This window comes from Mycobacterium sp. (assembly GCF_049683935.1).
In the GTDB taxonomy this organism is placed as follows: domain Bacteria; phylum Actinomycetota; class Actinomycetes; order Mycobacteriales; family Mycobacteriaceae; genus Mycobacterium.
This window is the reverse complement of record NZ_JBAUJR010000448.1, coordinates 1-16,857: the sequence shown is the minus strand read 5'-3', so window position 1 is coordinate 16,857 and position 16,857 is coordinate 1. Positions and strand designations below refer to the sequence as shown.

General features: G+C 65.1%; 13 protein-coding genes, 1 tRNA gene and 1 pseudogene. 9 read left to right on the top strand and 6 right to left on the bottom strand.

Going from position 1 to position 16,857, the window contains the following annotated elements:
• Positions 1-735: FAD-dependent oxidoreductase (locus WA965_RS25135; protein ID WP_526448182.1), on the top strand; the 735-nt coding region annotated here is incomplete at its 5' end.
• On the opposite strand, the gene WA965_RS25130 is transcribed toward WA965_RS25135, so the two are convergent.
• Together WA965_RS25130 and WA965_RS25125 are read right to left on the bottom strand one after the other, a co-directional pair.
• Positions 726-1,412, bottom strand: a complete 687-nt coding sequence (locus tag WA965_RS25130) for a methyltransferase domain-containing protein (RefSeq protein ID WP_526298137.1) — start codon at positions 1,410-1,412, stop codon at positions 726-728. The genes WA965_RS25135 and WA965_RS25130 overlap by 10 nt on opposite strands.
• Before the next feature lie 330 nt (positions 1,413-1,742).
• Positions 1,743-2,504 (bottom strand): hypothetical protein, encoded by a 762-nt coding sequence (locus WA965_RS25125; RefSeq protein WP_526298135.1) that lies wholly within the window; start codon positions 2,502-2,504, stop codon positions 1,743-1,745.
• Between the two features lie 299 nt (positions 2,505-2,803).
• Here WA965_RS25125 and WA965_RS25120 point away from each other — a divergent pair, with 299 nt between their 5' ends.
• The 8 genes from WA965_RS25120 to WA965_RS25085 all read left to right on the top strand — a co-directional run bounded on the left by WA965_RS25120 (position 2,804) and on the right by WA965_RS25085 (position 12,554).
• Positions 2,804-4,006, top strand: a complete 1,203-nt coding sequence (locus tag WA965_RS25120) for an MCE family protein (RefSeq protein ID WP_526298133.1) — start codon at positions 2,804-2,806, stop codon at positions 4,004-4,006.
• Positions 4,006-5,037, top strand: a complete 1,032-nt coding sequence (locus WA965_RS25115; RefSeq protein ID WP_526298131.1) for an MCE family protein — start codon at positions 4,006-4,008, stop codon at positions 5,035-5,037. Before WA965_RS25120 ends, WA965_RS25115 begins: the two co-directional genes overlap by 1 nt.
• Positions 5,027-6,094, top strand: a complete 1,068-nt coding sequence (locus WA965_RS25110; protein WP_526298129.1) for an MCE family protein — start codon at positions 5,027-5,029, stop codon at positions 6,092-6,094. The genes WA965_RS25115 and WA965_RS25110 overlap by 11 nt, the downstream gene beginning before the upstream one ends.
• Entirely contained in the window at positions 6,091-7,431 is a 1,341-nt protein-coding gene (locus WA965_RS25105; protein ID WP_526298127.1) for an MCE family protein, read from the top strand. Before WA965_RS25110 ends, WA965_RS25105 begins: the two co-directional genes overlap by 4 nt.
• Positions 7,428-8,603 (top strand): MCE family protein, encoded by a 1,176-nt coding sequence (locus tag WA965_RS25100; RefSeq protein WP_526298125.1) that lies wholly within the window; start codon positions 7,428-7,430, stop codon positions 8,601-8,603. Before WA965_RS25105 ends, WA965_RS25100 begins: the two co-directional genes overlap by 4 nt.
• Positions 8,603-10,318 carry an MCE family protein gene (locus tag WA965_RS25095; RefSeq protein WP_526298123.1) on the top strand — a complete coding sequence of 572 codons (1,716 nt, stop codon included), beginning with the start codon at positions 8,603-8,605 and terminating at the stop codon, positions 10,316-10,318. Before WA965_RS25100 ends, WA965_RS25095 begins: the two co-directional genes overlap by 1 nt.
• 166 nt (positions 10,319-10,484) lie before the next feature.
• The gene (locus WA965_RS25090) at positions 10,485-11,150 is read left to right on the top strand and encodes a TetR/AcrR family transcriptional regulator (RefSeq protein ID WP_526298121.1); all 666 of its coding nucleotides are present in this window, start codon (positions 10,485-10,487) and stop codon (positions 11,148-11,150) included.
• A gap of 390 nt (positions 11,151-11,540) precedes the next feature.
• Positions 11,541-12,554, top strand: coding sequence for a substrate-binding domain-containing protein (locus tag WA965_RS25085; RefSeq protein WP_526298119.1), 1,014 nt, complete (start codon positions 11,541-11,543; stop codon positions 12,552-12,554).
• A gap of 648 nt (positions 12,555-13,202) precedes the next feature.
• Here the strand turns inward: WA965_RS25085 and WA965_RS25080 are convergent.
• The 4 genes and pseudogenes from WA965_RS25080 to WA965_RS25065 form a co-directional block, all read right to left on the bottom strand.
• A tRNA-Met gene (locus WA965_RS25080) sits at positions 13,203-13,276 on the bottom strand.
• A 145-nt stretch (positions 13,277-13,421) separates the two neighbouring features.
• Positions 13,422-14,825 carry an FAD-binding oxidoreductase gene (locus WA965_RS25075; protein WP_526298117.1) on the bottom strand — a complete coding sequence of 468 codons (1,404 nt, stop codon included), beginning with the start codon at positions 14,823-14,825 and terminating at the stop codon, positions 13,422-13,424.
• Between the two features lie 105 nt (positions 14,826-14,930).
• Entirely contained in the window at positions 14,931-15,551 is a 621-nt protein-coding gene (locus WA965_RS25070; protein WP_526298115.1) for a hypothetical protein, read from the bottom strand.
• A gap of 107 nt (positions 15,552-15,658) precedes the next feature.
• Positions 15,659-16,857 (bottom strand): annotated as a pseudogene (locus WA965_RS25065) (BTAD domain-containing putative transcriptional regulator); the annotation flags it as partial.

The following is a 16,857-nucleotide window of genomic DNA, read 5'->3' as shown; positions in this document are numbered from 1 at the left end:
GGTTGGCACGTCGACGCCGGAGACGGCGCGTTGACGACCCGGCACCTGGTCCTCGCGCTCGACCCGGGAGCGCTGCGTGCGCTCGTCACCGGTTCTTCGGCGACCGCCGCCTCCGCCCCTCTGCTCGCCGCTCAGTGCGAAAGCCTGCGCGTGGCACCGCCGTTCGCCGTCAGTCGGATCTGGCTGGACCGCGACGTCGCGCCCGAACGGGCCGCGTTCAGCGCCGTGAGCGGACAACCGAACCTCGACTCGATCGCCGTGTACTCCCGGCTGGAAGATCCCAGCATCCAATGGGCCCGAGCCACCGGCGGATCGGTGATCGAACTGCACTCCTACTCCTGTCGCCTGCACGACGCTGATGAGGCGGCGAACGCCATGCGCGACGAGCTTGCCGTGCTCTGGCCCGAGACCGCCGATGCGGTTGTCCTGCACAGGCACGACAGGCTGGAAGCCACCGCGCCGGCGTTCCCGCCCGGATCCTCAGGGACCCGACCCGGCGTGCGCACCGATGCGCGCGGACTGCGGCTTGCCGGGGACTACGTGGAACTGCCCTACCTCGCCGGGCTGATGGAGCGCTCGGCGATGTCGGGTGTGCTGGCCGCCAACGACATCCTGGCCGAACTCGGCGCCGCTGCCGAGCCGATCATGGGGGTGCCGCAGCGCGGTCTCCTCGCGGGCGTGCCGCAGATACCGCGGCGCGGCAAGAAGAAGGACCAACACATCGGTCAGGCGTAACCGACCCAGCCGCGGAAGGTGAACGCCGAGTAGAACTCGGTGACGTCGGAGAATCCGGCCTCGGCCAGGATCGCCATATCTTCATCGGGAGTCAGGAAGGGGACGTCGGAATTGACTGTGTTGCGCATCTTTTCAGCGTCCTCCCGGCTGATCCCCGAGTCGACTGCGTAGTCTGCATAGCGGGACAACCACTTCGCGCGCTGAGTCGCATCGGGTTGCGGGACACTCATGTGCGCAACCACGAAGGGCGCACCCGGCGCCAGCCGGCGTCGCACCTCGGCGGCAGTGCGACGCCTCTCGTCCAAAGGCAGGAAGTGCAGTGTCAGCAGGGCGGTGGCCGCGTCGAAAGGTCCGGCCGGCGCGTCGTCGATGTATCCCTCGTGCAGTCGGGCGCGCGTGACCAACGGACCGAGGGTCTCCCTTGCGACCGCAAGCATGGGTGCCGCGGGGTCGACGCCGTCGAACGTCCACTCGGGCCGCGCCTCAGCGAGTGCTTTCATTTCCAGGCCGCCGCCGGCGCCGAGCACGAGCACGCTGGCGTTCGCCGGCGCTCGCTCGCTGATGAGGACGGCTGCCAGCCGGTGGAATTCACGATATCCCGGCATGAACCGCGGTGGATGATTGATGTAGTCGCTGGCGAACTGCTCGTCGTGGAACAGTTGAGTGTTTTGACTCATGTGGACAGTGTCGGCGCGGCTGTTTCAGCGCGGCAAGGTGATTTGCCTTTCAGGCAAACGAGAACGCCACCGGCATAGCGCTCATCGAATTGCACCTCCGATTACAGCTGATCGTTGCGGCGCAGTACGCGCAGGCGAATGCCGGCCTGGTTCTGCGGACCGCAGCCGAAGCGTGACGTTGCATGCAGCGGCAGTTCGACCTCGCCGGCAGTCATCGACCTACCCGGCTCCTACAGAGGTGCACCCATGCGGCCCCGGTGACCTGCGATGAGCCTGACTGGACCACATGACCGTGTGGCCCCGGGTTGTGGCGGTGGCGTCGATCCGCGGTCAGAACCGCACCTCGAGGTCCTGATTGACCAGCCTGCGCACACCCCAGAAGTACGTGAGCAACGGCATGGTGCACCACAAGACGTTGATGAGGACGAATTTGACCCACATCTCGGCCGGCGAGGACATGCTTTCGAGGTTGTTGGCAATCTCCACACCGAAATACACAGCGGGCAGAGTGACCTCGACAATCATGCCGGCCATGATCAACGAAAGCTGAATGTTGGTGAAGCGGCGGCCGTTCCGAAAGAACTGGAACAGGGCATAGGCTTCGAACACCCCGACGAACAGCGCGATCCATTCCATACAGACGATCAGCGGGTCACCGTTGAGGTAGCGGGCGTCACCGCCAAGCAGGATGGGCGCCCACATGTAGGTCCACAACGAGCCCTTCTCGACGCCCTCCACGATCTGATCGAAGAAAAACAGCCACGGCAGCTCCCAGATGAATCGTGGAATGAGGGCGATGAAGACCCACACGATCACCATTGCGCCCAGCCGATCGGTACGTGTCCAGTCGCGACGGTCTCCGACGCGCAGCCACGGCATGACCAGGGCCGCCACGAAGCAACCCACGACGACAACCACCATCACCGTCGAAGCCACCGGTTGCGGGACCCCAGCATGCATCTCGAGGTACCAGAACACCGGATGGATGGCGAAAAAGAAGGCGAGAATGCCGAATAAGGACTTCTGCAGTGAGGAGAACCCGCGCCGTGACGGCGCCTTCCCTCCCCCGTCGTGTCTGATCGTCTCGGTCATGGCGAGGCCTCCGCGTCGAGGATGGTTATCTGCCGATGGTCAGGTCGAGGACTGGGGCGTCCGCTTCGCCGGCCTCAGGGATTTGCCCCGCTGTGTGAGCCGCCGACACTAGTTTTATATCACGTGTGATGTTATAACAGTCGATAGTTTTTGAAAGGTTCGACGAAGGGAGTGGTGGCGGCGCGGTCCGCCCGCTCGGTTGCTGGTGGCTTCGTCACCGCTGCCACACCGCTGCGACGGTATCCATCCTGTCCTCGACTGCCCAGAGGACATTTTCATCTCCAACAGAGAGGCGTGCGGTGGCAAGGCATTGGGGTCGACGCACGAAAGTGCGTGCGGCTGCCGCGATCTTGACCGTCGGCTTGATGGCTGCGACCGCTGTCACATACCTTGGCTACCAGGGTGCCTTCACTTCCACGGCCACCGTGACCTTGACGTCATCGCGGGCGGGCTTGGTGATGGATCGCGATGCCAAAGTGAAGTTTCTCGGGGTGCCGATCGGCAGAGTCTCCGCCGTCTCCTACGACGGCGCGTCCGCCGAACTGACGTTGGCCATCCGCACCGACGAGCTCGCCAAGCTGCCGGCCAATGTCACCGCGCGGATCGCAAGCAGCACGATCTTCGGCGCCAAATCCGTCGAGCTGCTTCCCCCTGCGCAGCCCACGGCCGACCGACTCGCTACCGGTGCGCACCTGCAGGCCTCCGACGTCAGCGTCGAGGTCAACACGTTGTTCCAAACGTTGCTCGACACTTTGAACAAGATCGATCCGGTCCAACTCAACACCACGATGACAGCACTAGGAGATGGCCTGCGGGGCAACGGAGACGACCTGGGTGCCGGGCTGTCCACACTCGGTGACTTCCTGGGCGCGCTCAACCCGCACCTGCCGACGTTGCAGACGCGCCTGCAGCAGCTCGCCACCACCGGCGACATCTACAACGCGGCCGCCAACGACCTGGTATCCACACTGGGCAACGTTCCCACGCTCAGCGCAACCATCGTCGACGAGCGCGACAACCTCAGCGCTACCCTTCTCGCCGCCACCGGCCTGGCCACCGTCGGTGCCGACACCCTGGCGCCCGCAGAAGACAACCTCATCGCCGCCATCCAGCGGCTGCGCGTCCCCTTGGGCGTGCTGCGCGAATACTCCCCCGAATTCGGTTGCCTGATCACGTCATTGTCGGATGCCTTCAGAAAGTTCGGGCCCAACATCGGCGGTGTCCAACCAGCCCTGTTCGTCAATGCCGGCTTCATCCCCGGTTCAGCGGTCTACACCTACCCGGAGAGTCTGCCAGTGGTCAACGCCTCCGGCGGACCCAACTGCCGCGGCCTCCCCAACCTGCCCTCCAAGGAGGGGTCCGGATCCTGGTACCGGCCGCCGTTTCTGGTGACCGACAACGCCTACGTCCCCTACCAACCCAACACCGAACTGCAATTCGATGCCCCGTCGACACTGCAGTTCCTGTTCAACGGCGCCTACGCCGAAAGAGACGACTACTGATGGCAACCCACCGCATCGGACTGAAGGTCGGCATCTTCACCGCCGTCATGCTGCTTGTGTTGGCCGCTCTGGTCGTCACGTTCGGTCAGTTCCGGTTCGGATCCAACAACACCTACAGTGCCGAATTCAGCTCCGTGTCCCGGTTGAAGACGGGGCAGGACGTGCGTATCGCCGGTATCCCCGTGGGAACCGTGAATGACATCGTCATAAACGACGACCACGCCACCGTGACGTTCACCGTCGACAAGCGCCAACAACTCCACACCTCGACCCGGGCGGCCATCCGGTACCAGAACCTGACAGGCGACCGGTACCTGGAAATCCTCGCCGGCCCGGGCGACCTCCGAGTGCTGCCCGCCGGAGCGACGATTCCGCGCAGCAACACCGAACCTGCCCTCGATCTCGACGCGCTGCTCGGCGGCCTGCGACCAGTCCTCAAGGGTCTCGACGGTGCCAAACTCAACGAAGTCAGCAACGCCCTGATCGAACTGCTTCAAGGCAAAGGCGCCACGCTGTCGACCGTACTGTCCAATACCGCCGACTTCACCCAGAACGTCGCCAGCCGTACCGAACTGATCGACCAGACCATCGACAACCTCACCACCGTGCTGGGGGCCGCCGACCAGAAGAGCACCGAACTCGACGTCAGCCTGGACCAGCTCCAGCAGCTGATCACCGCCCTGACACAAGGACGCGACCCTATCGCCAATGCTCTGGAGCCGCTGGCGGCCACCCAGCGGGACCTCACCGAAGTCCTCAGCACCGCACGCCGCCCGTTCCAGGCCGTCATCGAAAACGCACGTCCTCTGGCGACCGTCTTCGACGATCGCAAGAAAGACATCAACGCCTCAATCGAACCGCTTGCCGAGGACTATCTCCGGATGAGCCAGCTCGGCGCCTACGGGTCGTTCTTCAGCATCTACTTCTGCTCAGTCAAGATCAAAATCAACGGGCCCGCCGGCAGCGACATCTTGCTTCCGGCAGTGAAACCGCCGACGTCGAACAACGGTAGGTGCGACTTTGCCAAGTAAGACTGAGAACCGAGATCCGTTGCGCACCGGCATCTTCGGCATCACCCTGGTCACCTGCCTGGTACTGGTGTCCTTCGGCTACACGAACCTGCCCTTCTGGCCCCGTGGTCAGCACTACACCGCGTACTTCGCCCATGCCGCAGGCATCGTGGCCGGCAATCCCGTCCAGATCTACGGATACACCGTCGGTGAAGTCGACAGCGTCGAACTCGACATCCCGAACCAGGCCGCCAAAATCGGGTTCACCGTCGACCGCGACATCCGCGTCGGCGACCAGTCGCTGGTGGCCATCAAGACCGACACCGTGCTCGGACAACGCTCCATCGAGGTCAGCCCGCGCGGTTCAGGTTCCGTCACGGCCATCCCCCTGGCCCGAACGACCACCCCGTACACCCTCAACAACGCCCTTCAAGACCTCGGAAGCAACGTCGGCGATCTCGACCAGGCCAAATTCGTCGAAGCGCTGGACACTCTGACTGCGGCCATGCGCGACGCCACCCCGCAGCTGCGCTCGGCATTGGACGGGATCACCACACTCTCGCGCGCTGTGAACGACCGAGACCAGAAGGTGCAACAACTGCTTCAGCATGCCAGGTCGCTGTCCGATGTCGTCGCCGCCCGATCACAACAGATCAACACGCTGATCACCGACGGGAACCTGCTCTTCGCCCAGTTGGCCGACCGTCGGCAAGCCATCGATCAGCTCATCTCCGGGATCAGGGACCTCGCCGACCAACTGTCGGGCTTCGTCAACGACAACAAAGCAGAACTCGGACCGACACTGACCAAGCTCAACCTCGTCCTGGACAACCTCAACGAACGCCGCGAACACATTTCGGCGGCACTGACCCGGCTCCCGGCCTACGCCACCGCGCTCGGCGAGGTCGTCGGATCGGGACCAGGCTTCCAGGCCAACGTATTCGGCGTGCCACCTCCGTCAATCGGAGGTGTCCTGCTCGACGCCTACTTCCAACCTGGCAAACTTCCCGACAGCCTCGCCGACTTTCTGCGCGGCTTCATCAACGACCGCGCCATCATCAGGCCGAAGTCACCATGACCAAACTCCGCGCCACATTGCGGCGCCGCTCTCCGCGCACCGCCCTGCTCATCGTCCTCGTAGGCACCCTCATCGGCGGCCTGATCGTCGGCTGGCCACGCCCTGCACCGCTGACCGTCACGGGATACTTCGCCTCGGCAGTCGGGCTCTACCCCGGCGACAATGTCGAAATCCTGGGCGTCCCAGTGGGATCGGTCACCAGCATCACTCCCGAACCCGCGCACACCAAGATCACGTTCACCATTCGTCCGGGCTTTTCCGTGCCCGCCGACGTGTCGGCGATCATCGTCGCACCCAACCTGCTCTCGGCACGCACCATCGAGTTGGGCCCCGTCTACACCACCGGTGCGACGCTTGCCGATGACGCCACCATTCCCGCCGAGCGCACCGCCGTGCCCGTCGAATGGGATGACGTCAAAGACCAACTCACCGAATTGGCCGCTCAACTCGGCCCACAGAACGGAACGTTGCAGGGGCCATTGAGCACCGCGATCGATCAAGCCGCGACCACCTTTGACGGCAACGGACAGTCCTTCCGCAACGCTGTCCGCGAACTGTCCCAGACCGCCGGACGTCTCGGAGATTCCCGTTTCGATCTGGTGGGCACCGTCAAGAATCTGCGAACCCTGGTCGACGCTCTGTCCAGCAGCAATGACCAGATCGTGCAGTTCACCGGCCACATCGCCGCCCTGTCACAAGTCTTCGCCGACAGCTCAACCGACCTCGCCAACTCGCTGGGGGCTCTCAATTCCGCTCTGGCAGAGGTCAAGACCTTCCTCAACGACAACAACACCGTCATCAGCGGCCAGGCCACGAAACTGACCGACTTCACCTCCCTGCTCACCGAACGCAGCGAAGACATCGAACAGGTACTGCACGTCGCCCCCAACGGCTTGTCCAACTTCTACAACATCTACAACCCCGCCCAAGGGTCGATCGGGGCGATCCTGTCGCTACCCAACTTCGCCAACCCGGTGCAGTTCCTGTGCGCCGGAGTGTTCGACGCCGCAGGCACGCCCGACTACTACAAGCGCACCGAGATCTGCCGCCAACGCATGGCACCGGTCCTCAAGAGAATCATGATGAACTTCCCGCCGGTGCTGTTCCACCCGATCAACACCATCACCGCCTACAAGGGGCAGATGGTTTATGACACTCCGGCCACCGAGGCCAAGGCCCAAACTCCACTGTCACAGCTGCAATGGCAACCACTGCCCGGAACAACCCCACCCACCGTGCCGCCCGGAACCGATCTGGCCAGCCTGCTCCTGCCGCCGACATCACCATCCTCCCCACCCGCACCCGAACAACAATCGGCAACGGGGCCGGGACGATGAGCACACCAACCCGGACACGCAGCCTCAGGCAGCTCACCGCTCTCGGTTCGACGCTGCTCGTCGTCAGCGGATGCTCCTTCGGCGGTATCAATTCACTCAACTTGCCGGGCACTGTCGGGCACGGCGCCGGGTCGTTCACCGTGACCGTCGAACTACCGGACGTGTCGACGCTGCCCCAGAACTCGCCGGTCCTGGTCGACGACGTCACCGTCGGTAGTGTGTCCGGCCAGCAGGTGATGCAGCGCGCCGACGGCACGTTCTATGCGTCGCTGCAGCTCTCGTTGAGTTCAGTAGTGCACCTACCCGCCAACGCCACCGTCACCGTCGGGCAAACCTCACTGCTCGGGTCACAGCACGTCCAACTTGGCTCGCCCTCGACCGAACCACCCACCGGGGCCCTTGCCGACGGCGCCACAATCCCCGAACAGCGTGCCGGCCGCTACCCCAGCACCGAAGAAGTGCTTTCCGCACTCGGAGTCGTCCTCAACAAGGGCAACCTCGGTGCGCTGCAAGACATCACCGACGAGCTGTACAACGCCGTCGCAGGTCGCAGCGGCCAATTCGTCAACCTGCTACCCCAACTGGCCGACCTCACCGCAGCCCTCGACCGCCAGAGCGACGACCTCATCTCCGCGATGGAATCCATCAACCGGGTCGCGTCGAAATTCGCCGCCAACGACACCGTCATCACAGAAGCGCTGACAGCGCTGCCGGAAGCGACCCGCACCCTCAACGCCAACGCCGGGCGAATCGTCGACACCTTCGCCGCGCTACGGCGCATCAGCGACATCGCCGCACGCATCCTGGCTCAAACCAAGAACGACATCGCCGCTGACCTCATCGACGCGTATGCCGTGGTCAAACCCCTCAACGAGCACGCCCAAGAACTCATCGACGGGCTGCCCTTCATTGTCACCTACCCCTTCCCGCAGACCGGCATCAAACAAGCCGTACGTGGGGATTACCTGAACGCGATCGCCACCCTGGACCTCACCCAACGGCGATTCGGGGAGAATATCTTCACCACCTCACCGCTGGATCCCAACATGAAGCACCTCAGCGAGATCATCACCACCCCGGACTTTCTCATCGGCGAACAGGCCGACCTGTCCGGGCAGGCGGCCAATCCCTTCGACTTACCCGCCGCACCGACGACCACAGGTCCGCGCTGATGCTCACCCGCCTCGTCCGGTGGCAACTGAGCATCTTCGCCATCGTCACCGCCATCGCGATGAGCCTCGTCGCCGTCTTCTACCTCCGCGTCCCCGAGACTCTAGGGATCGGACGTTATTCGGTGACAGCCGATTTCGCCGCGAGCGGCGGACTGTATCCGAATTCCAATGTCACCTACCGCGGAACCACCGTCGGACGTGTCACCTCGGTGACGCTGACCGACGATCTCAGCGTCCACGTCCACATGCGGCTCGACTCCGACACCGCGATCCCCGCCGACGTCACCGCCGCCGCCAAGAGCGTCTCGGCCATCGGCGAGCTATACGTCGATCTCATCCCTGCCCCTGAAGCGACAGACGGTCCCTCGCTGCGCAACGGATCTGTCATCGACCGATCCCATACCGTGCTCAGCGGCGACGTCGCCGGACTTCTGCGCGAAGCCCAAGACCTCGTCAACTCCTTGGACCACAGCAAGCTCGATGAGGTGCTTCGCGAAACCTCGACCGCCTTCGACGGCGCCGGCCCCGAGGTGTCGCGGCTGATCGGCTCGACGAAGGCCCTGCTTGAAGTACTCAACGCGTCCAGCGAGGACACCACCGTGTTGATCGACCGACTCGGCCCGTTCCTGGACGCGCAGATCCGCAGCGGGCAAAACATCACCTCGCTCGCCGACGGGCTCGCCCGCTTCACCACCGAGTTGCGCTCTGCCGACCCACAGCTACGCACGCTGCTGCAAACCGCACCAGCGACCGCCGAATCGGCCACACAGACAGTCAACGGGATCCGCCCCTCATTCCCCATGCTGGCCGCCAACCTCGCCAACTTCGGCCGCATCGGGGTGATCTACCACAAGTCGATCGAACACACCCTCGTCGTCCTACCGGCCGTGACCGCTGCGCTGCTCAGCTCAGCCCAGCAGCTACCCCCTGACGAAGGCGCGAAGGTCGACTTCAAACTGGGCCTCGGAGACCCTCCACCCTGCAACGTCGGCTTCACCCCGCCCACCCAGATCCGGTCTCCGGGCGACCAGACCCTGCGCGATCTACCTACCGACATGTACTGCAAAGTCCCCCAGAACTCGTCGTCGGTCGTACGAGGCGCCCGCAACTATCCGTGCCAGGAGTTCCCCGGCAAGCGCGCTCCGACGGTCGCACTGTGCCGTGACCCCGCGGGCTACGTCCCCATCGGCAATCAAGCCTGGCGCGGACCCGCCGTGCCCGAGGACACGCCGATCACTGATCCGCGAAACATTCTGCCTCCCAATAAGTATCCCTACATCCCGCCCGGCGCCGACTACGACCCGGGAGCTCCCGTCGTCCAGCTGCCACCGGGCGTCGCGCCTGGGCCCGGTCCCGCCGAGTTCGCCCCCTTCCCGCTGCCGGTGCCCCCGGTGACACCTGGACCGCAGCCGCCACCACTGCCCTATAACCCGCCACCGAACTTCGATGTGCCGCCCTACGGTCAGAACTCGCCACCGCCCGGTCCCGGGCCCGGAGGACCTGCAGAACCAATTGCGCCTCTGCCGGCCGAGGCGCCCAATCCAGCCGGATACGTAACCGACCGTCCCGCCGCTCCTGATGTGGCCACCTACGACCCCGCCAACGGTCTCTTCCAGGACCGGGACGGAGACATTGGCGTCTTCAACGCCGCACAGACCGGTTTGAATTCTGCCGAGAACTGGGTCGACCTGATGCTCAGCCCGCGGCGGAATTGACCACACCGGTGCCGTACGCCGATCCAGACTCCGAGCCCGCATAGGATCATCGTGTGCGGCTCCCGGACAACACCCCGCCTGCTTGGCCGCTATGCGCCGGGCAAGACGAGCCCCCTCACGACAGTGGCGCCAGGACAGCAGCGGCATGGGTGAGGACCACCGCCTGATGACGACGCAACGTCCACGCGGGACAACTCCGCGGCGAACGCGGCACAAAAACCAGGAGCGTGCCGACCGCACGCGGGAGCTGGTCATCGACGAAACCATCCGCTGCATTCGCGAAGAGGGTTTCGCCGCAGCCAGCACCCGTCACATCATCGAACGTGCCGGCGTCAGTACCGGCGTCGTCCAATACCACTTCGGGGATCGTGACGGCCTTCTCACCGCTGTCATCGATCACGCCATCGCCGCGTTGGTTACCGCGACGAACGAACTCGCCGACGAAGTCGAGGGAATCAAAGACCCTGACCAGCGGATGACGGCCCTGGCCGACGCCGCCTGGAAGACCTTCCTCAACCCGGCGAGCATGACCGCGATGGAAATACTGATCGCCACGCGATCACTGCGATCCACCCTCGCGGTCGAGCAACTCGCCGATCTCCAGCCGGGACTTGAGCGCATCGCCAAGCTCGTAGGCGCACCCTCACCGCACGCCGCCGCCATCGCCGACCTCTTGTGGGCCGCACCCGTGGGATTGATGGTCGGCCAAATGGTCACCGACGTATCGCTTCCGACCGAACCGCAACGACAAGCCATGGCACAGTTGCTGATTGACCACGTTAACGCGAACCAGAGCGCCGCACCCCGTCGTCGCGCTGCGCGCCGGAGTTAACGCCGGCTCCCACGTCCGCGTTGAAACAACTTCAGATGCTTCGCCACGATCGGACTCTGGCGTGACGTGGTCGGTAGTCTGCGGCGAATCATCATGAGCGATGAGCGACTGAACGAACAGAACCGCCTCCGCCAGGATTCCGCGAGTCACAAGCCGATGGCCCCCGGTCCTTCACCGACGTCGCCCTTGCTCGCCACCATCCTCGCTACCGGTTATCCGGACCGTCTGCTACCCGCTGGCGCTACTCGGCGAGCCGAACAGGTCGTTGCCTGCGAAAATCGTGGCGAATTCCGGTCACCGGCAACGGAAGACAGCAATCTTCGTCGGCCGAGGACCAAAGTGGGCCAGTCTGATACTCAACCCCCGCGGGGTCCACGAATGGAGTAGCGAATGCGACGCAGTCGAACTGCCCTTCTCGGCGCGGTAAGCGTGACCGTCACGCTGATCGGCGCGTCCACCGGCGTCGCCAACGCCTCCCCGGACCCTCATGAGATGACGATGGTCAACGTCGTCAAGGTCGAGGGCATCCCCTGGTTCAACCAGATGGCCGTGGGTGTCGAGAATTTCGCGACACGCACCGGCGTTCAGACCAGCCAAGAGGGTGGAGATGACACCAGCCCGCAGAAGCAGGTTCAGCTCATCGCGGACCTGATCCCACGCCACCCGACCGCCATCACCGTAGTGCCCAACTCGGTCGACGCCTTGGAGGACGTTCTCGGCCAAGCTAGGGCTCAGGGCATCACCGTCGTCTCCCACGAAGCAACCGGAATTCAGAACGCCGACATCGACATCGAGGCCATCGACAACGCCGACTTCGGCAGACAGACCATGCAAAGTCTCGCCCAGTGCATGGGCGGGCAGGGCGATTACGTCCAGTTCGTCGGTAGCGTGACCATGACGACACACATGCAATGGGTGAACTCCGCACATGACACGCAGCTGGCCGAGTTCCCCGGCATGACCCGCGTCGAAGGCCCGATCGAAACTGCCAACGACTTGCAGACCGCGTTCGCGAAGGCCACCGAGCTACTGGTGAAGTACCCGAACCTCAAGGGCTTTCAGGGCGCGTCGAGCACTGATGCACCGGGAATCGCGCGTGCCGTACGAGAGGCGGGCTTGCAGGACCGGACATGCGTGATGGGAACGGCGGTTCCCTCCGTGGCGTCGCCGTACTTCGCCGATGGCTCGATAGACAAAATCTTCTTCTGGGATCCGGCGATGGCCGCGGAAGCGCAGCTGCAGATCGCGCTGATGCTTACCCAAGGCGAGAAGATCGAGAGTGGCACCAATCTCAACATCCCCGGCTACGACTCGCTGACCAAGCTCGACGGCTACGACAACGTCTTCGTCGGGAATTCCGCGCTGGAAGCCGACGCCAACACCGTGTCGCAGTACCACTTCTGATCCAGCGACCCGTACAGGGGCCGAATCGAGACCCTGTATCCGACAGAGATCACCCATCCAATCTTGTTGGGCAGTCTACTTTTTCACCCGTGGCGACTGGCCCGGAAACGTGTCCGTTCCGTCCCCGACACGCGCCCTAGAGCTTTGCCTAAGAGTTGAAGTCTGGAAGCGGCGGCTGCTCAGACGGATTGCTCGCAGGTGCCGCTTCAGTGGCAGTTCCCGGAACATTGAGGGCCTCCTGCACCTCTACGGGGTGCGATCCTTCCGTACCAGGAGTGCCTGGAGCTAACACTTCTTCGTCGCGTTCCGCGTCATCGGCGAGTTCGGCAGCGATTCCCTCCTTCGGCCGTAACGTTCCTATGGTGCAACCTTCTTTGCCGTTGATTCCGTCGTTTCATTTTTCAGACGACCCACAACTACTGCACCGGTGTGCCCCCGAGGCTGCTCGTCCAACCCAACGGAGGGCATTCGATGAGACGGGAGACGATGGGCCTCAAACGTCGACAGAATGAGACAGCCCGCCCGGAGGGGCTGTTGGGTAATCCACAGGGCGTCAGTCAGTCGAGTCGAGTCCGGCCGCCCTGCCTGACGTTCACAAATGGCATGAAAACGGCCCCCGGAGAAGTCTCCGAGGGCCGTCTTACCTAGTAGCGGGGACAGGATTCGAACCTGCGACCTCTGGGTTATGAGCCCAGCGAGCTACCGAGCTGCTCCACCCCGCGATGGTGAACGCAAGGTTACCCATGCAGGCGCAGCCCTTCCAAATCGCCTGTTCAGACACCTTCGCGGACCGCGACCGCGCGCGTTTGCACACGAATTACGGCGTGTCGGCGGGCAGGCACGCGCGCTCGCGGAGCATCAGCGGGGTCAACGTGTGGTGCGGATCACCTGACCCGTCGCCAGCACGCCTGCCGGGTCGTAGCGGTCGGCCAGCGCGGCCAGCCAGTGGCGGGTGTCGTCGCTGTACACCCGCGCGGGCCGTGCCGGGTCGTAAGACGCTGCGAAGTTCGCCATCTGCCCGCCTGTGGACCACGGGGCGACCGCCTCCACTACAGCGGACGCGTGACCGACCACGTAGTCGGCGATCTCCGGCATCAGCGCACCGATGACCGCCACCGAGAACAGGGCATTGCGCTGACAGAACGCGCTGCGATGCCGCGGCTCACGCGCCAGCGCTCCCCCGAGCAGCCGCAACTCGACGATCGCCTGCGGCGAGCCCGAACCCGGGCCTGCGACCGCAAGCAGCGCGTCCACAGCCTCGGCCGGCAGCGTAGACAACAGCGCCTGCTCCTCGTTGATCGGCATCGGATCCACCGGGTCGGCGTGCACCGCGCCGATCGCCGCGTACGGCAGCACGCCGACGGTGTCCATCACCGGGGTGGCGACGGCCCGCATCGGCGCCAGCAGCCGTTCGGCGTCGTCGAAGTCCCCCACTGCCGTGTAGCGCACCGCGACCGTCATCCGGCCGGCCAGCACCTCGGGCACTCCCGGAAGCGGCGGCAGCTGAGCCACTGCAAGCGACGTGTTGACCGTCTCCGGCAGACCCACACTCCACGATGCCCACGCGTGCAGCACCGCTTCGGTGTCAGCACCATCGAAATACACTGCGCCGCCGTAGAACTGCGCGATCGGCAGCAGATCGATCTCCACCGCGGTGACGATGCCGAGCGTCGCTTTCCCGCCGCGCAGACCCCAGAACAGGTCCGCGTTCTCGTCGGGGGTGGCGCGCAGCAGCGTGCCTTCACCGGTCACCACGTCGAACGCGCGCACGTGATCCGACGACAGCCCCACCGTCCGGACCAGCGGCCCTATCCCACCGCCGGTGAGGTACCCGACCACGCCGACTCCGGGCGCCGAACCACACAGCGGCGCCAGACCGTGTGGGGCGGCGATGTCGATCACGTCCTCCCAGCGCGCCCCCGCCTCCACCCGCGCCGTTCGATTGACCGCATCCACCGAGCAGTGCTTCATCGCCGAGGTCTGCACCAGGATCGTGCTCGCGCCGACCCCGACCGCACCGTGCCCGGTGGCCTGCACGGTGACCGTGTAGCCGTGCGCGGCGGCGAACCTGACGGTGCCGGCGATGTCCTCCGGCGTCGTCGCCAGCACCACCGCCGCCGGTGTCACGGGGGCCGCCACGTTCCACGGCGTACACCGCTCGTAGCCGGGCTCCCCCGGCAGCGCCACATGGGTGGCGACGTGGTCGCGCAACGTGTGGAGCGCCTCAGTAGGAGTGAGGTCGGTAGGAGTGAGGTCCGTTGGTGCTGTCATCGAAGTGCCTTTCCAAGTCCTGGTGTCGGCACACAGCATCACCGACGGGACTTGGCAGGCACTTGAAGCCGCGATCCAAGAAAATTCCAAGCGGCGCCTGTGGGGTCAGGCCATCTCGGGCACCCGCAGATGCGCCAGCACCAAGTCGAACTCACCCTCGTCGATGATCTCGGCGCCGGCGTCGCGGACGGTCGCGGCCTTCATCGCATCGGTCGCCCCTCGGCTGCGCCTCATCGCCTCGCCACTGTCGAAGGTCACCGACGCCACGCCGAAGCCGGATTCGCGGTCGGCGAGCAGGCTGGCGCTGCAGAAGCCCTCGAGTTCGGCGAGTGCGGGGATGGTGGCCAGCCGGTAACCGTCGATCGCCCGGTCGGCCAACTCCGGTTCGACCCGGGCCCACGTCACCCGCACACACGCTCCGGGGGCCGAGCGATGGTCGCGGTGCACCGCTGCGATCTCCCAGTCGTCGACGGTGGGGCTGCCGCCGAGGATCTCCGCGGTCCGGTCCCGCAACTCGGCGGTGGCCTCACGGCTCGCTTTCAGAGCTTCCGTAGATTGCCACGCCGTCGTGGCGATGCATCGCCCGTTGAGGCGGTCCACCAGCAACGACAACCCGACGTAGCCGTCGAGACCGCTCAGCGCAGGCCACACCGTGTCGTGGATGTAGGCGATGCCGGCGTCGATCGTCGAGGGTCGCGCGTGGATGGTGAAACTGCGTGCGTACATGTTCTGCCTCCATGGTCCGCGGCAGCGTCACAGCGGCGCCGCCGGACCACTTCATCGTCCTCCGCTGGGCGGCTCAGAGCAATGGCCAACAGCGGCGGACCGGCAGCTCAGAGCAGGGCTGTTGCGGCCTGGCCCAGTTCCGACATGCCTGCTTGCGCCGCGTCCGCCGCCAGCGCACGGGCCAGACGCGAACGCTCGGAACCGGATTCGGTCAGTTCGCATTCCAACAACCGGCACCGCAGCAGCGTGGGCACGCCACCGGTGCGCTCGGCGATGCCGCGCGCCAGCGCCACGTCCTCGAGCACGCGGGATCGATCGCCACGCAACGCATGCAGCCGGGCGGTCGCCAGAGAGACCGGTCCCGCGAGACCCACCTGGCCGAGCACCGCGATCCGGTCCCGAAACGGGGCGAGCGCCACCAGAAGTGGTTCGGTGAACTCCGGCAGTTCGTGGTCGGCGCTCAGATGCGCCAGCAGCGTCAGATGGCCGAGTGTGGTCCAGATGTGGCTGCGGCCGGTGTCGTGGACACAGGCACGCAGCGTGGCGGCGGCATCGGCGCGAGCCTCGGGACCGGTGGCCAGCGTGAGCAGCGCGGTGCGCACCACTCCGACCATGCCCTGGCCTCCCGTCTCCTGGCTGGCGTGCAGGTTGTTCCAGCTCGGGTCGAGCGGTCCGCCCCGCTCGCGCAGCAAAGACGCCGACGCCAACAACCCGCTGCCCGCTTCGTAGAGCTCGGTCTGCTCGTGCACGTGCACAGCGATCCCGTGATGGCGCTCGGCTTCGGCGAAGTCGCCGGCCCACATCGCCAATACGGCCTCCATCCATCGCAATTGGGCACGCAGCACCGGAAGTTTCAGGTCCTCGCTGCCCGCGATTCCCGCCCGCAGATGCCGTCGAGCTCCGGCGACGTCACCCAGGTTCATCGTCGCCATCGTCGCCACCGAGTGGGCGATCACCGTGTCCTCACGTGACCTGTTGTGCCGCAGAGAATCCAGCCGGTCCACCCAGGACAGAGTCTGCTCGCTGTAAGTGGCCACGCCGGAGTAGGTGATGAGTCTGCCCACCAGCACGTCGGCGAGGACGTCGGGATCTCCGGTGGCTTCGGCCACGTGTTCGGCACGATCCAGCAGCTCGGCGGCGATATCGGGCTCCGGGTGGTAGCAGTGTCCGACGGCCAGCGCGGGCAACACTGTGGCCGCCGAGGCCGGTTCGCTGTCCGACAGCGTGGCGGCGCGTGACAGCAGCGAAAGCAGCTCTCCCGGATCGTGTCCCGGCGCCAGCCAGGGCCATCCCCCGCTGGCCCGCA

Coding starts and splice junctions, on each gene's coding strand:
- WA965_RS25130 (WP_526298137.1), bottom strand. CDS start 1,412: ATGAGTCAAAACACTCAACTGTTCCACGACGAGCAGTTCGCCAGCGAC.
- WA965_RS25125 (WP_526298135.1), bottom strand. CDS start 2,504: ATGACCGAGACGATCAGACACGACGGGGGAGGGAAGGCGCCGTCACGG.
- WA965_RS25115 (WP_526298131.1), top strand. CDS start 4,006: ATGGCAACCCACCGCATCGGACTGAAGGTCGGCATCTTCACCGCCGTC.
- WA965_RS25105 (WP_526298127.1), top strand. CDS start 6,091: ATGACCAAACTCCGCGCCACATTGCGGCGCCGCTCTCCGCGCACCGCC.
- WA965_RS25100 (WP_526298125.1), top strand. CDS start 7,428: ATGAGCACACCAACCCGGACACGCAGCCTCAGGCAGCTCACCGCTCTC.
- WA965_RS25095 (WP_526298123.1), top strand. CDS start 8,603: ATGCTCACCCGCCTCGTCCGGTGGCAACTGAGCATCTTCGCCATCGTC.
- WA965_RS25090 (WP_526298121.1), top strand. CDS start 10,485: ATGACGACGCAACGTCCACGCGGGACAACTCCGCGGCGAACGCGGCAC.
- WA965_RS25085 (WP_526298119.1), top strand. CDS start 11,541: ATGCGACGCAGTCGAACTGCCCTTCTCGGCGCGGTAAGCGTGACCGTC.
- WA965_RS25075 (WP_526298117.1), bottom strand. CDS start 14,825: ATGACAGCACCAACGGACCTCACTCCTACCGACCTCACTCCTACTGAG.
- WA965_RS25070 (WP_526298115.1), bottom strand. CDS start 15,551: ATGTACGCACGCAGTTTCACCATCCACGCGCGACCCTCGACGATCGAC.